This window comes from Rhizobium sp. SVR5-9E (assembly GCF_056755095.1).
This window is the reverse complement of sequence record NZ_JBNDHS010000067.1, coordinates 1-13,189: the sequence shown is the minus strand read 5'-3', so window position 1 is coordinate 13,189 and position 13,189 is coordinate 1. Positions and strand designations below refer to the sequence as shown.

Annotated in this window: 15 protein-coding genes; 8 read left to right on the top strand and 7 right to left on the bottom strand. The window is 60.4% G+C overall.

Annotated features, from left to right (window positions below):
- Nucleotides 1-95 precede the first annotated feature (95 nt).
- The gene (locus ACPYOJ_RS24540; protein ID WP_168833772.1) at nucleotides 96-386 is read left to right on the top strand and encodes a hypothetical protein; all 291 of its coding nucleotides are present in this window, start codon (nucleotides 96-98) and stop codon (nucleotides 384-386) included.
- Between the two features lie 100 nt (nucleotides 387-486).
- Nucleotides 487-1,158, top strand: coding sequence for a spermidine synthase (locus ACPYOJ_RS24535; protein WP_481418567.1), 672 nt, complete (start codon nucleotides 487-489; stop codon nucleotides 1,156-1,158).
- 4 nt (nucleotides 1,159-1,162) lie between these two features.
- Here ACPYOJ_RS24535 and ACPYOJ_RS24530 read toward each other — a convergent pair whose 3' ends face one another.
- Nucleotides 1,163-1,963, bottom strand: a complete 801-nt coding sequence (locus ACPYOJ_RS24530) for an HpcH/HpaI aldolase family protein (protein ID WP_481418566.1) — start codon at nucleotides 1,961-1,963, stop codon at nucleotides 1,163-1,165.
- Nucleotides 1,964-2,118: 155 nt separating this feature from the next.
- Entirely contained in the window at nucleotides 2,119-3,489 is a 1,371-nt protein-coding gene (locus ACPYOJ_RS24525) for an amidase (RefSeq protein WP_481418565.1), read from the bottom strand.
- 231 nt (nucleotides 3,490-3,720) lie between these two features.
- Here ACPYOJ_RS24525 and ACPYOJ_RS24520 point away from each other — a divergent pair, with 231 nt between their 5' ends.
- Entirely contained in the window at nucleotides 3,721-4,026 is a 306-nt protein-coding gene (locus ACPYOJ_RS24520) for a hypothetical protein (protein ID WP_481418564.1), read from the top strand.
- Nucleotides 4,027-4,101: 75 nt separating this feature from the next.
- On the top strand, nucleotides 4,102-4,539 hold the full coding sequence (locus ACPYOJ_RS24515; RefSeq protein WP_481418563.1) for a DUF1810 domain-containing protein: 438 nt from the start codon (nucleotides 4,102-4,104) through the stop codon (nucleotides 4,537-4,539).
- A 9-nt stretch (nucleotides 4,540-4,548) separates the two neighbouring features.
- Here ACPYOJ_RS24515 and ACPYOJ_RS24510 read toward each other — a convergent pair whose 3' ends face one another.
- Both ACPYOJ_RS24510 and ACPYOJ_RS24505 read right to left on the bottom strand, forming a co-directional pair.
- Nucleotides 4,549-4,737 (bottom strand): hypothetical protein, encoded by a 189-nt coding sequence (locus ACPYOJ_RS24510; protein WP_481418562.1) that lies wholly within the window; start codon nucleotides 4,735-4,737, stop codon nucleotides 4,549-4,551.
- An 82-nt stretch (nucleotides 4,738-4,819) separates the two neighbouring features.
- Nucleotides 4,820-5,443 carry a TetR/AcrR family transcriptional regulator gene (locus tag ACPYOJ_RS24505; protein WP_481418561.1) on the bottom strand — a complete coding sequence of 208 codons (624 nt, stop codon included), beginning with the start codon at nucleotides 5,441-5,443 and terminating at the stop codon, nucleotides 4,820-4,822.
- 129 nt (nucleotides 5,444-5,572) lie between these two features.
- Here ACPYOJ_RS24505 and ACPYOJ_RS24500 point away from each other — a divergent pair, with 129 nt between their 5' ends.
- On the top strand, nucleotides 5,573-5,782 hold the full coding sequence (locus ACPYOJ_RS24500; protein WP_481418560.1) for a hypothetical protein: 210 nt from the start codon (nucleotides 5,573-5,575) through the stop codon (nucleotides 5,780-5,782).
- Nucleotides 5,783-5,860: 78 nt separating this feature from the next.
- On the opposite strand, the gene ACPYOJ_RS24495 is transcribed toward ACPYOJ_RS24500, so the two are convergent.
- Nucleotides 5,861-6,736, bottom strand: coding sequence for a sigma-70 family RNA polymerase sigma factor (locus ACPYOJ_RS24495; RefSeq protein ID WP_481418559.1), 876 nt, complete (start codon nucleotides 6,734-6,736; stop codon nucleotides 5,861-5,863).
- A 114-nt stretch (nucleotides 6,737-6,850) separates the two neighbouring features.
- Between ACPYOJ_RS24495 and ACPYOJ_RS24490 the strand changes: the two genes are divergently transcribed.
- Entirely contained in the window at nucleotides 6,851-7,309 is a 459-nt protein-coding gene (locus ACPYOJ_RS24490) for a carboxymuconolactone decarboxylase family protein (RefSeq protein ID WP_168830260.1), read from the top strand.
- 66 nt (nucleotides 7,310-7,375) lie between these two features.
- On the opposite strand, the gene rhaI is transcribed toward ACPYOJ_RS24490, so the two are convergent.
- Both rhaI and ACPYOJ_RS24480 read right to left on the bottom strand, forming a co-directional pair.
- Entirely contained in the window at nucleotides 7,376-8,668 is a 1,293-nt protein-coding gene (rhaI, locus tag ACPYOJ_RS24485; RefSeq protein WP_481418558.1) for an L-rhamnose catabolism isomerase, read from the bottom strand.
- A gap of 202 nt (nucleotides 8,669-8,870) precedes the next feature.
- Complete coding sequence (locus ACPYOJ_RS24480) at nucleotides 8,871-10,967, bottom strand: bifunctional rhamnulose-1-phosphate aldolase/short-chain dehydrogenase (protein WP_481418557.1); 2,097 nt, start codon at nucleotides 10,965-10,967, stop codon at nucleotides 8,871-8,873.
- 195 nt (nucleotides 10,968-11,162) lie between these two features.
- On the opposite strand from ACPYOJ_RS24480, the gene ACPYOJ_RS24475 reads away from it, so the two are divergent.
- Nucleotides 11,163-11,975, top strand: a complete 813-nt coding sequence (locus ACPYOJ_RS24475; RefSeq protein ID WP_481418556.1) for a DeoR/GlpR family DNA-binding transcription regulator — start codon at nucleotides 11,163-11,165, stop codon at nucleotides 11,973-11,975.
- A 48-nt stretch (nucleotides 11,976-12,023) separates the two neighbouring features.
- A complete protein-coding gene (gene rhaS, locus ACPYOJ_RS24470; RefSeq protein ID WP_168830256.1) occupies nucleotides 12,024-13,019 on the top strand; it encodes a rhamnose ABC transporter substrate-binding protein in 996 nt (331 codons plus the stop codon).
- The last annotated feature ends 170 nt before the right edge of the window (nucleotides 13,020-13,189 follow it).

Below are 13,189 nucleotides of genomic sequence, written 5' to 3'. Positions count from 1 at the left end.
GGGAAACACTCCCGCTGATGTGATCGAAGATGCAGGAACAAACGGGCCGTTTGTGATATTCTCGCCGGGTTGATCAACCTGGGAGGAATTTGATCATGCGCACGATCATCGCGGTGACTTCGATTGTCTTTCTCGGCATAGCTGGTCCCGTGTTGGCGCAATCCAATACGGGCATGGATTATACAGGCCGCTTCGACGGCACTCCCCCTCTCGGCACCTCGCCGGAATACGACTCCATGAATCGGCTCGCCTTCCCCATCGATACCATGCCGACGGGCAGTATCGATGTCGTCATACCGCGCGACAGGTTGGATGCCGCCCGTTGCCCGCCGCCGAAGCGTGGTGTCGCGCCCAAGACCAGCCGCTACGGCCAGGCTTGCCCCTGACTAGGAAAAACAGCCGCTGCGGTGCCCCTACGTCAATTTGTGTCTCACTAGCGTGCGTTTCATGCTAGGGGGGCACGAATTTACGTGAGGCATTGCCGCTATGCTACCTTGGATACAGCTCGACTCCGCGACCATCCCCGGGGAGGGTGGGGAATTGCGCCTCAAGCAACGAGGTGGCGAGTTCTCCATCATGCTCGGGTCCAACGAGTTGATGAACAGCCGTCTCAGCGGCTCCGAGGAAGCGCTTGCAACCCTTTCCTATGAGCGGATCAAGAGCCGGAAACACCCGAGAGTTCTCATCGGCGGCCTCGGCATGGGCTTCACGCTCCGGGCCGCACTTGCTGTCCTGCCGGCAGATGCCGAGGTGGTTGTTGCTGAGCTGGTGCCGGCGGTCGTCGCCTGGGCTCGCGGTCCGATGGCAGACGTTTTCAAGGGATGTCTCGACGATCCGCGAGTCTTGATCCAGCAGGGCGATGTCGGCGAAGTGATCCATTCGGCGAGCGTGAGCTTCGACGCAATCCTGCTCGACGTCGATAACGGCCCGGATGGACTGACCCGCAAATCCAACGACCGGCTCTACGATTTCAACGGCATCCGTGCCTCTCGCCACGCGCTTCGTCCCGGCGGCGTGCTTGCGATCTGGTCCTCGGCGCCCGATCCGGGCTTTACCCGCAGGCTGCGCGACAGCGGATTTTCGGTGGACGCGGTCAACACGCGCGCCAACGGCAAACGCGGTGGCGCGCGGCATGTAATCTGGCTAGCCGTCAGGTAGCTGCTCAGCCGCCGGCAGCAAATGTCCGGGCAGCAGCAATCGATCTGGCGGCGCCGCTGCGCAACTGCGCTGTGTCCGCACTTGGTATCGCAAGATCGCAGCCAAGTTTCAGCAAAGCGCCCGCGCGTGCGCCATCGCTGCCGAAGGCGCATACAAACTTCTTGTGGGCGCGGCAGCGGGCGATGATATGCGCCAGCGCTCTGTCGATTTCGTCGGTATCCGGCGCAAGCTTTGCCCCATTTGAGAGCGCGATCGAAAGATCGGCAGGTCCGACGAAAATGCCGTCGATGCCTTCGACACCAAGAATGCCGTCGACCGCCTCAAGGGCAGCCCGTGTCTCCACCATGGCAATTGTGAGTGTCAGCTGGTTGGCCGTGCGAAGGTACTCATCCGCCGAAAGCCTCATGTGGTTGAGCGCCAGCGTCGGTCCCCAGCTACGCTCGCCGAGCGGCGGGTATTTCGTGAACTTGACCAAAGCCTGCGCGTCTGCGACCGAATTGACCATCGGAGCAATGATACCGGTACAGCCGGCGTCAAGAAGACGTGACGCAACGGCAAAATCGCCGACCGGGATACGGGCGATCGCGGGCTTTCCGGCGGAACGGCATTGACCGACGGCATTCGATGCCGATGCCATGTCCCACATCCCATGCTGCATGTCGAAAACGACGGAATCGAAGCCTTCCTGCGCGAGGTGGTGGACAAACATAGGTTCGGGTATTCCGACCCAGGCGGAAAGCAGGCCGCCATGCCCGCCCGTCCTGATCTTCTCTGCAAAGCCGTCGATTGCCGATACTTCCGTCATGCCATTCTCCCTTCAACGCTCAAGAGAGCGTATTGCCAGTCTTCTCTTCGATGAATGATTTCCGCAGGCGCGCCACGAAACGGTCACTCGGCAAATCCTCCGGCATCCCCGCCCTCCTCTATCGCCCGCATCCTAGGCAACGAAGCCTTGGAACTTCAAATGAAATCTCCACGAATTGTCGCTTCAGCCGAAAGCGCCGCGCCGAGCAGCGCTTCGTCGCAATTGGCCGGCGCCGACAACAGGAAGCCGACCGGCATTCCCGCATCGCCGGTGCCGCAGGGGATCGATACTCCGCACCAATCGAGAAAGTTGCCAAGCATCGTGTTACGCAGCGTCTTGGCATTTGTCGCAACAAAGAGATCGTCATCCGTCTCAAGGGGTGCGATCGGCGGAGCCACATGGGCGACGGAAGGAAACGCCACCAGCCTGTCACCGATCAGGCGCTGGCTTTCAGCAATGAGCCGCTCGCGCAGTTCCAGGATCGCTATGTACTCCGGCATTGAGGTCTTATCGCCGAGGCGCGTGCGCATGACGACGCGCCGATCCATATCGGCGGCTTCCGGCCCGGACAGGCGGTCGCGATGCAGCGCAAAGGCTTCCGCGGTCACCAGCGCTCCATGTCGAGCCATTGCTGCCAATATCTCGTCGAATGCTGGCATTTCCACACGGCTGATGACGGCGCCTGCCTTTACTAGGCGTTCCATCGCCGCATCGAAGGCAGCCGCCACTCCCGGCTCGACGCCATCGAAGACCACATTCTGCGGAACGGCAATCTCGATGCCCTTCAGCGAACGGGCGCGCACCTCCGGCGCCGTACGGCCGCGCATTGCAGCGTCGATCCAGACCGCGTCCTGGACCGTTCGGCAGAGCGGACCGAGCGAATCCAGGCTCTTGGCAAGCGGAAAGACGCCATCCATGGCATAGCGGCCACGGGTGGCCTTGTAGCCCACGACGCCGTTGAAGGCAGCCGGGATACGTACCGACCCGCCGGTGTCGGTTCCCATCGCGACCGGCGCGAGGCCAGCAGCGACGACGGCGCCCGCACCCGAGGACGACCCACCCGGGATACGAGGCATGTCCTTTCCGTGAGGGTTGTGCGGCGTGCCGTAATGCGGATTGATGCCGAGACCGGAGAAAGCGAATTCGCTCATATTCGTTCGCCCGAGGGCAATCATCCCCGCCTGTTTCAGCGCAGTGACGACTGCTGCGTCTTGCGCGGCGGGTGCGGCACTTGCCAAAACCTTCGAACCTGCCGTCGTTGCGATCCCTTCGATGTCGAAGAGATCCTTCCACGCGATTGGAATACCATCAAGCAGCCCTAGTGAGCGGCCCTCGCGGATTCGCTTGGAAGAGGCTCGGGCCTCATTCATCGCGCGCTCCTTCAGGAGCACCGTGAAGATCGCCTTGTCCGGGTGGCTTTCGATTTCCTCGAAAATTGAAGCTACGACTTCGACCGGGTCGGCGGCGCGGCTTTGAATAAGAAGAGAGAGTTGCGCGACGGACATCGCACCGAACGACTTGGTCATGGGAGAATCCGAAAAATGATCATCTTGACTCGAAATATCGCGGATCGCAGCCATGAGTCACCCCTGTTTATCGCGATCCCGGCAATTGGTTCGATTTTATGAACACTGAGTTTGCGGATCGGCACTTCAACTCCATTCGTCGGAAGACCACATCACGGCCGCACGTAGGAACAACGCCGGCTAACATATTTTGGATGTGAACGGCCCCTACCGTGCAGCAGGAGCAATGAAATGACACATGATACTTGGAGCCGCGGCGATGTACCGGCGCATCACACAACGGATGACGAAGCAACCGGCGAGGGCGAGCGCGGCTACGTGGAACATCTCAGCGCCCGCAAGCTTTCGGTCGCAGAGCGACTGGTCGTGGCAGGGGCCTTGGTCCTCCTCGGTTTCGCCGGGCTGACTGCCCATCTCGGCTCTCCGGAATCCCAAACTACCGCTACGGCAGGTGCTGCGCCGGCGGCTGTGTCGGAGCCCTTCGAGAGTTCGGATTCCTGCCGCGAATACAGCCCCTATCCGGACAGAGAGTGCTGACGAGGATTCTGACCGAAATCACCGGCATGGAAATCTATCGTCTTCAATGTGTTTCAGACGACAAGGAGAAGGATGATGACCGATGATATTGATTTTAATCTCGAGCGCTTCATCGATGCGCAGAACGGCGTTTACGATGGCGCCCTGGAAGAGCTCCGATCGGGGCGGAAGCGCTCGCACTGGATGTGGTTCATCTTCCCCCAGATTGCCGGGCTCGGCTCGTCGGCAATGGCCGAAAAATATGCGATCCGCTCGGTGGAGGAGGCCGCCGCCTATCTAGCCGATCCCATTCTGGGCAGTCGCCTCGTTCGCTGCGTCCAGGCCATCCTCTCGGTCGAAGGCCGCACGGCTCACGAAATCCTCGGTTCTCCGGATGATCTCAAGTTGCGTTCTTCCCTGACGCTTTTTGCAGCCGTCAGCGACGCCGGTTCGCGCTTTCATGAAGCGATCAACCGGTTCTACGACGGGAAGTTCGATGAACGTACGGTCGAAATCCTGAACGCCCTAACCTAGGGTCAGGAATTAGCCGCTAGGTGAGCGTTCCAGTTCGGCAATCTCCTCGGAGACTTCATTGATGCGCTCGCGCAGCTCAGAGTCCGTACCATCGTCGACTTCCTCCTCGCCGAAGCAGTTGCGCGCAACGTGAAGTTCAAGCTTGGCTTCCAGCTCGGCGCGCGTCGCATACAGACGATGGAGATAGGTGTAGTTCATATCTCTTCCGTTTCGATATTGAACTTAGACCCCGTTGGGAGAAACGATCTCGAAAATGGAAGGTTCCGATGCGGCCGCAACCTCAGCAGAGCGACGCAATTGCCGTGTTGCAGGCTTTTGAAAAGTGGCTGCAGCAGCCGCCGCTGCCCATCGCCTGCCGGGTGACGCGGGCGCCCTCGAACAGAAGCATCAGCGTATCGGCAAGAAGCTGCGGCTCGTGGGCTCCCGCGGCGGAACAGAGCGCGGCCAGGCGCTGACGCTGCCCGGCCTTGTGGCGTTCTATCACGTCATGGGCAGGATGCCCCTGCTCCTTCAGTTCGATTGCCGCATTGGCGAGATCGCAACCTGCCGGTTCGCCACTCAGACAGTCGGCGCGCGCCTGAACCCATGCGTCGAGTTGCGCGCGAGGATTACCCGGATGCGCCAGCTCGAGATCACGCCAAATCTGTTCGGCTTTTTCTGAGGCGCGGCGTAGCGTCTCGCAGACCAGTTCATCCTTCGAACCGAAATGCCGGTAGAGCGTCATCTTGTTCGTGAGTGCCGCGTCCGCGATCGCATCGACACCGATGCCGCGGATGCCATGCTCCCGAAAAAGCTCCGACGCCGTCGAAACGATGCGTTCCCTTGGGGGAATTTTCTCATCTGTGAGAGCTTGGGAGATGTCTTGCGAAGTTTCTGATTTTTTTACGGACGAAGTCCTTGACATCGATGTGACCGATCGGTAACAAATGAGCTGTTACTTACCGGTAACACCGCTGTTCGCCGAAGTCAATGCCGAGAGAGCTGGCGGCGGAGCGGAGCACGGGCGACTTGCCCACGAAAGGAGGAATGAGCCATGAGAAAGCGCAATGACCTGACGATATCCGAAGCCCTTCACGACCCGCTGATCGCCATGGTGATGCGCGCCGATGGCGTAAAGCTTGAAGAATTCAAGCAACTCCTTGAGACGGCAGCCCGCAAACGGGAATCCAAGGTAGGTAACTTTATTAATGCGATAGCCAACCGGAACGGCACGAACCCCGCGACGGTTTGCTGCTTCTGCTAGCTCCCCCGGGGACATTCCCTGCCCCGTGCGAAAGCCGCCGCCTTCCCCCAGCGGCGGCTTTCGCTGTTTTGGCACGCCTTACTGCTCGAAGAGCATATAATCGATCCGCTGCAAACGATCCGGATCGGCGATCGCTTCGATCCTTGAAATCTTGTCGCCATCAAAGGCGATTTTAACAACGATGAGCAGCTGATCCTGGATGCGGACGATGAAACCCAACCCGCCTTCCACGAAGGCAGGTAGCGCGCCGCGTGCCCGCCCGTTGAATGCGTTGGCAACCGCCTGTGAACCCTGCAGTTCGCCGATATCTCTCAAACGCACGGCCGTTGCATCGAGCGCGAAAACCACGTCGGGATGGAGAAGCGAAAGCAGCGCCTGGAAGTTGCCGTCGCGCGAAGCGGCTAGGAAGGCGCTGACGACCTTTTTCTTATTCTCGACGTCGGCCTCGCGCACCTCCGTCTTTCCCTGCACACGCCGGCGCGCACGGCTGGCGAGCTGCCGCGTGGCATCCGAGCTGCGGCCGATGATTGGTGCAATCTCATCGAAGGGCAGGTCGAACATGTCGTGCAGCACAAAGGCGACGCGTTCGGCCGGAGTCAGCTGCTCCAGCACGACGAGAAGCGCCACACCGACGGAATCTGCGAGCACTATTTCCCGCTCGGGGTCGGCAGACCTTCCCATATCCGCAATCGTGTCATGCACGGGCGGATCCAGCGGATCTTCGCGTCGCGATTTCTTGGAACGCAGCATGTCGAGGCAGATGCGAGCAACCACAGTCGTCAGCCATCCGCCGACATTGCCGATCTCACCTGTACCAGAGCGGCTAAGCCTGAGCCACGCCTCCTGAACCGCGTCGTCCGCTTCGGTGTGCGAGCCAAGCATGCGATAGGCCACCGCATTCAGATGCGTCCGGTACGCTTCGAACTGGTCGGTCAGAAATTTTTTCTCATCCATCGGTCACATCCTCCTCGCGTGGTCCGTCAACACCATGACGAACGAATGCAGGCCGATGTGACAGCGGCCGGCCTCGTCATCGCTGAACCGACGAAATAGACAAGGAGACATATCATGCAATCGAGAATGGGAAATCCGGCCGTCGTTCTTCCGGAAGCCATGCAGGCGCTCATGGCACTAAGCGACGTTCCTCTTAAGGTCGGGCTCTCTCCCAAGCTCCTGGAACTCGTCAGTCTGCGCGCTAGCCAGATCAACGGCTGCGGGGTTTGCGTCGACGGTCATCCGCGCATTGCCCGCAAGCTTGGCGAGACGGACGAGCGGCTTTTTGCGGTATCGGCCTGGCGCGAGGCGCCCTACTTCTCCGATGCCGAGCGCGCCGCGCTGGCCCTGACCGAGGCTGTGACTCGCCTCAGCGACCGCGCCGACCCCGTGCCAGACGGGATCTGGGACGAAGCCACGCGCCATTTCGACGGCAAGAGCCTCGCCGCTCTCGTCATCGCCATCGCCAACATCAATGTGTGGAACCGGCTGAACGTCGCCACCCGGCAGATCGCCGGCGAGTGGAAGCCCTGATCCAGCACCGGCCGCCGCTCGATGAAGCGGCGGCCGCGGAGCCTTGGGAGGCTTTGTCGACGTTTTTCAGATGATGCCGCCGCCACCGGCTGCCGAAGCGGGACGTTCGACGGAGACCTTCCTGCGATAATCGCTTGCCCGGTAAGTCGCGACCGGATCGATGGCACCGCCTGCACGGCGGCGGGCTTCGGCGAGGACCGGCTCCACATCGGCGCGGTAGGCGCGCTTCAGCGTCTCGGTCGCCATCAGCGCATCATTCTCATCCTGATAGCCGGACAGCGCCTTGCGGTCGACGATCAGCGCCTGCGCGTAGGCGCGGCGAATCTCGTTGGCGCTGTTGATCAGGCTCTCGATGGGATCGGTGACGTTATGCGACTGATCGATCATATGCGCCGGGCGGAAGTCCTTGACGCCCCGATGTTCGGCGTCGACCAGCTCGTTGAAAACCAGGAACAGGCGATAGGGCTCGATGGCCCCGGCATCGAGATCATCGTCGCCATATTTCGAGTCGTTGAAATGAAAGCCGCCAAGCTTTCCGAACTGGATCAGGCGGGCCACGATCATTTCAATATTCGTGTTCGGCGCGTGATGGCCGAGATCGACGAGGCATTGCGCCTTCGGCCCCAGCGTCTGTGCGATCAGGTAGTTGGTACCCCAGTCCTGCACCACCGTCGAATAGAAGGCGGGCTCGTACATCTTGTGCTCGGAGAAGAGCCGCCAGTCGTCCGGCAGCGCCTTGTAGATTTCCGCCATTGCGGCGAGATAGCGCTCGAAGGCCTTGGTGAAATTGCTCTGGCCAGGGAAGTTCGAGCCGTCGCCGATCCAGACTGTCAGCGCCTTCGAGCCGATCGCCTTGCCGATCTCGATGCATTCTAGATTGTGCTCGACCGCCTGAGCGCGCGTCGCGGCATCCGTATGGCTCAGCGAACCGTACTTATAGGAGTGCTTCTGGCCGGGCGCGTCGGAGAAGGTGTTTGAATTCATCGCATCGAAGCCCAGGCCCAGAGCATCGCCCTTGGCCCTCAGCTCCTTCGCGTCGGTCTTGTCCCACGGAATATGCAAGGAGACCGTCGGCGTTGCCTGCGTCAGTTGATGAATGACGGCGCAATCGTCCAGCTTGTCGAAGATGCCGCGCGGCTCTCCGGTTCCGGGAAAGCGGGCAAAACGCGTGCCGCCGGTGCCGACGCCCCAGGAAGGAACGGCAACGAAGAATTCGGAAACCTTCTTTGTGATGGCGTCGATATCGACGCCGCGACGGGAAAGCGTAGCGCCGAGCGCATCGTAATCTTCCTTGAGCGCTTTTGCGCGCTTGTCGTTTTCCTGCGCAATGACGTCCCGCGCGATCTTCAGTTCAGTCATGATTTCCTCCCGATATGTCGCCTTCTCTTCTCCCCTTGGGGAGAAGGTGGCCCGAAGGGCCGGATGAGGGGGCCTACTCACCGGAATACCCATGGGCCTTTCGCTACCCGTTCAAGGCACGCCTCACTTCGCTCGGCATCCCCTCATCTGCCCTAACGGGCATCTTCTCCCCGCTGCTGGGGAGAAGGGAAACTTTACCGCCCTACCGCGTAAAGCTCTGGGCGTTGCCGGCATCCACGTTGATGATGTTGCCGGTGGACTTCGCCGAAAGATCCGAAGCGAGAAAATAGATTGCTTCGGCAATATCTTCCGGGAAAACGTTAAGCTTCAGCATCGAGCGCTTGCGGTAATGTTCCTCAAGTTCGTCCACCTCGATCTTCGACGAGGCAGCGCGCTGTTCGCGCCATTCGCCACTCCAGATCTTGGAGCCGCGCAGCACCGCATCCGGGTTCACCGTATTGACGCGAATGCCTGCCTCTGCCCCCTCCAGCGCCAGGCAGCGGGCAAGATGGATTTCGGCAGCCTTCGCCGTGCAATAGGCCGCGGCGTTCGGCGAGGAAGCAAGACCATTCTTCGACGCGACGAAGACGACGTTGCCGCCGAGGGCCTGCCTGCGGAACAAGCGGAAGGCTTCGCGGGAGACCAGGAAATAGCCGGTCGTGAGAATGTCGATGTTCTTGTTCCACATCGAAAGCTCGGTGCTTTCGATCGGAGCGGAGGAAGCGATACCCGCGTTCGAAACGAGGATATCCACACCGCCGAACTCAACGCAGGCTTCCGCGAAGGACGAGATCACCGCGTCTTCCTTGGTGACGTCGAGCTTGACGCCGCGAACCGCATCGGCGCCGAACTGCTCGGCGAAATCAGCCTTCGTCGCCTCCAGTGCTTCCTGGTCGATGTCGGCCAGAACCACGCAGGCGCCCTCGCCTACCAGGCGCGCCGCCGTTGCACGGCCGATGCCGCCGGCGCCGCCGGTAACGAATGCCACCTTGCCGGCAAGGCTCTTCGGCTTCGGCATGCGCTGAAGCTTCGCCTCCTCGAGCAGCCAGTATTCGATATCGAAGGCCTCCTGTTCCGGCAGGCCCTGGTATTCAGAAACCGTCGAAGCGCCGCGCATGACATTGATCGCGTTGACGTAGAATTCGCTGGCGATGCGGGCGGTTGCCTTGTCGCGGGCAAAGGACAGCATGCCGACGCCCGGAACGAGGAAGATCACAGAGTTCGCATCGCGCATGGCGGGCGAATTGTCGTGCTTGCAGTCATTGTAATAGCGGGCGTAATCGGCGCGGTAGTCTTCCAACGCCTTGTCGAGGCCGGCAACGATCGCATCGATATCCGGTTTGGCCGGATCGAAATCGATGATCAGCGGGCGGATCTTCGTGCGCAGGAAGTGGTCCGGGCAACTGGTACCAAGCGCGCCGAGCGGACGAAGCTCCTTCGAATTGACGAATTCGAGCACCGCATCCTGATCGTCGAAGTGGCCGAGCTTGCGCTCCTGCTTGCCGATCCGGCCGCGGATTTCCGGCATCAGGCGGGCGGCGATGGCACGCCGCTCGGCAACCGGCAGGCTTTGCACCGCTGCTCCGCCGAAGATCGTCTTGTTCTCGGTCTGCTCGGCAAACCATTTGATTGCTGTGTTGATGATGTCGAGCGTCAGCGCGTAGCAGGCCTTGGCGTCATTCGCCCAGGTGAACAGGCCATGGCTTTCGAGAACCACGCCCTTGGCATTGGGGTTCGCCTTGACGAAAGCTTCGAGATCGAGACCGAGCTGGAAGCCCGGACGACGCCACGGCAGCCAGCCGATTTCATCGCCGAAGATCCGCTTTGTCAGTTCCTTGGAATTCTTGGAAGCGGCGATGGCGATGATCGCATCCGGGTGCATATGATCGACATGCGTAAAGGGCACGAACCCGTGCAGCGGCGTATCGATGGAAGCGGCGCGCGCATTCAGGTTGAACGTGCAGTGCGGCAGAAAGCCGACCATACGGTCTTCGTCTTCGACACCCTTGTAGATGCTCTTCAAGGACTCGAGCTTTTCCTGATAAAGCGTTGCGAAACCGTCGAGTTTGATCGTTCCGACGTCGCCGCCGGAGCCCTTGACCCAAAGAACCTTGACCTTCTCACCGGTCAGCGGATCGGTCTCCATCACCTTAGCGGAGGTGTTGCCGCCGCCGTAATTGGTGATGCGCTTGTCTGCACCCAAGAGATTCGAGCGGTAGAGCAGCTTGCCGGGCTCATCGAGCCTCGCCGCATAAGAGTCGTCCCAACGGTTCTCAAGAAGCCGGACGGTGGCTGCCATTTCATCCTCCCTTGTGTCTTCAGCGCGGACAAAATCCACGTTCCTTCCGATCATGGTATCGCTCATCAAAACGCGCGCTGTCAATCGAAAACGATCAAAAACCGTTATTGTGCAGCGCAATATGAATATTCTTGAGCGTTTTTGATTGACAGCTTTTAACGGATGCGAAATAAATATGACTAAGGGAGGAGCCCAATGCACGAACGCGAACGCCATCGCATCATCTTGAGCGCGGTACAGGAAAAGTCGGTCGTCACGATTCAGGACATTGCTGAATTGACCGAGGCTTCCGAGGCCACGATCCGTCGAGATATTGCGGCCCTCCATGTGCAGGGCAAGATCCGGCGCGTGCGGGGCGGAGCCGAAGCCGTGCATCCGCCGCAGCTCGGCAATCTTGCAGGGCGGCCCTTCAAGGTCTCAGAATCGCTCAATATCGATAAGAAGCGTGCAATTGCTCGCGCGGCCGTCGATCTCTGCGATCCGGGCGACGCCATCATCATCAATGGCGGCACCACGACGTTCCAGATGGTGCATTACATGTCCGGGCACCGCATGCAGGTCATGACGAATTCCTTCGCGATCGCCGAGCACTTGGTCAAGCACTCCAAGAACACGGTGACCGTGCCGGGCGGGGTCATCTATCGCGAGCAGAGCCTCATCCTGTCGCCCTTCGACAATGACGCGATCCGCAATTTCTATGCGAGGCGCTTTTTCATCGGCGCACAGGGCGTCGGCCCGCTTGGCGTGATGGAGGCTGACGCGCAGATTATTCAAAGCGAACAGAAGCTGATGCATCAGGCCGACGAACTCGTCGTCATGGTTGATTCCAGCAAGTTTCGCCGCCGGTCGAGCCTCATTCTATGCCCGCTCGATCGCATTTCGACGATCATCACCGATGATGGCATTACAGAGGAGGCCGTCAAGATGATCGAAGACGCAGGCGTTACGCTCGTGGTTGCGAGCGTCGGCCTGCAAGTTGTGAAGGAGGATTCCTCGTCGGTCGCATAAGAGGCGCCGGCGAGGTGTGAACAGTCGATTAACTGGGAGGATGAAAGCATGAAACTCGCAAGGAAACTCGCGGTGGGCGTAGCGCTCGCCGTCGTCATGATGGCAGGAGCTGCAAGCGCGGCTGACATGAAGATCGGTCTCGTCGTCAAGTCGCTCGGCAACGGCTTCTTCGACGCTGCCAACAAGGGTGCGCAGGAAGCCGCCAAGGAACTCGGCGGTGTCGAGATCATCTATACAGGCCCGACCGCACCGACGGCCGAAGGCCAGATCGAAGTCATCAATTCGCTGATCGCCCAGGGCGTCGATGCCATCGCGATTTCGGCAAACGACCCGGACGCCGTCGTTCCGGCCCTGAAGAAGGCTGCCCAGCGCGGCATCAAGGTCATCTCGTGGGACTCCGGCGTTGCTCCTGAGGGCCGCATTCTGCAGCTCAACCCGTCGTCCAACGAGCTGATTGGCAAGATGTGCCTGACGCTTGCCAAGGACCATCTCGACGGCGGCAAGGGTGATTTCGCCATCCTGTCGGCAACGTCGACCGCAACGAACCAGAACATCTGGATCGACCAGATGAAGAAGCAGCTCAAGGACTTCCCGGGCCTCAACCTCGTCACCACCGTCTACGGCGATGATCTTTCGGACAAGTCCTATCGCGAAGCCGAAGGCCTGCTGAAGTCCAACCCGAACGTCAAGGTCATCGTCGCTCCGACGACAGTCGGCGTGCTCGCCGCCTCCAAGGTCGTCGAGGACAAGGGCCTCGTCGGCAAGGTCTACGTGACCGGCCTTGGCCTGCCGTCCGAAATGGCCGGCGCGATCAAGTCCGGCGCGACGAAGGAATTCGCCATCTGGAACCCGATCGACCTCGGCTATTCGGCAACGCAGATCGCCTATCACCTCGTCAAGGGTGACGCTGACGGCAAGCCGGGCAGCGAGATCGAAGCCGGCCGCATGGGCAAGATCAAGGTTGGCGACAATGGCGAGGCCGCGATGGCCGATCCGTTCGTCTACAACGCCTCGAACATCGACCAGTTCTCGAAGGTCTTCTGATCGCAAATACCCCTTCTGGCCTGCCGGCCATCTCCCCCACAAGGGGGGAGAAAATCTGCACCGCCCCTCCCATCGCGAGCCTCGGCATCGCGGTGGGTCAAACCCCTCCCCCTTGTGGCTGTCTCTTATACACATCTGACGCTGCCGACGACTAGTCGAGTGTAGATCTC

Bases quoted from the DNA above. Each gene is read 5' to 3' on its own strand.
- ACPYOJ_RS24540 (WP_168833772.1), top strand. From the start codon at position 96: ATGCGCACGATCATCGCGGTGACTTCGATTGTCTTTCTCGGCATAGCT.
- ACPYOJ_RS24535 (WP_481418567.1), top strand. From the start codon at position 487: ATGCTACCTTGGATACAGCTCGACTCCGCGACCATCCCCGGGGAGGGT.
- ACPYOJ_RS24530 (WP_481418566.1), bottom strand. From the start codon at position 1,963: ATGACGGAAGTATCGGCAATCGACGGCTTTGCAGAGAAGATCAGGACG.
- ACPYOJ_RS24525 (WP_481418565.1), bottom strand. From the start codon at position 3,489: ATGACCAAGTCGTTCGGTGCGATGTCCGTCGCGCAACTCTCTCTTCTT.
- ACPYOJ_RS24520 (WP_481418564.1), top strand. From the start codon at position 3,721: ATGACACATGATACTTGGAGCCGCGGCGATGTACCGGCGCATCACACA.
- ACPYOJ_RS24515 (WP_481418563.1), top strand. From the start codon at position 4,102: ATGACCGATGATATTGATTTTAATCTCGAGCGCTTCATCGATGCGCAG.
- ACPYOJ_RS24510 (WP_481418562.1), bottom strand. From the start codon at position 4,737: ATGAACTACACCTATCTCCATCGTCTGTATGCGACGCGCGCCGAGCTG.
- ACPYOJ_RS24505 (WP_481418561.1), bottom strand. From the start codon at position 5,443: ATGTCAAGGACTTCGTCCGTAAAAAAATCAGAAACTTCGCAAGACATC.
- ACPYOJ_RS24500 (WP_481418560.1), top strand. From the start codon at position 5,573: ATGAGAAAGCGCAATGACCTGACGATATCCGAAGCCCTTCACGACCCG.
- ACPYOJ_RS24495 (WP_481418559.1), bottom strand. From the start codon at position 6,736: ATGGATGAGAAAAAATTTCTGACCGACCAGTTCGAAGCGTACCGGACG.
- ACPYOJ_RS24490 (WP_168830260.1), top strand. From the start codon at position 6,851: ATGCAATCGAGAATGGGAAATCCGGCCGTCGTTCTTCCGGAAGCCATG.
- rhaI (WP_481418558.1), bottom strand. From the start codon at position 8,668: ATGACTGAACTGAAGATCGCGCGGGACGTCATTGCGCAGGAAAACGAC.
- ACPYOJ_RS24480 (WP_481418557.1), bottom strand. From the start codon at position 10,967: ATGGCAGCCACCGTCCGGCTTCTTGAGAACCGTTGGGACGACTCTTAT.
- ACPYOJ_RS24475 (WP_481418556.1), top strand. From the start codon at position 11,163: ATGCACGAACGCGAACGCCATCGCATCATCTTGAGCGCGGTACAGGAA.
- rhaS (WP_168830256.1), top strand. From the start codon at position 12,024: ATGAAACTCGCAAGGAAACTCGCGGTGGGCGTAGCGCTCGCCGTCGTC.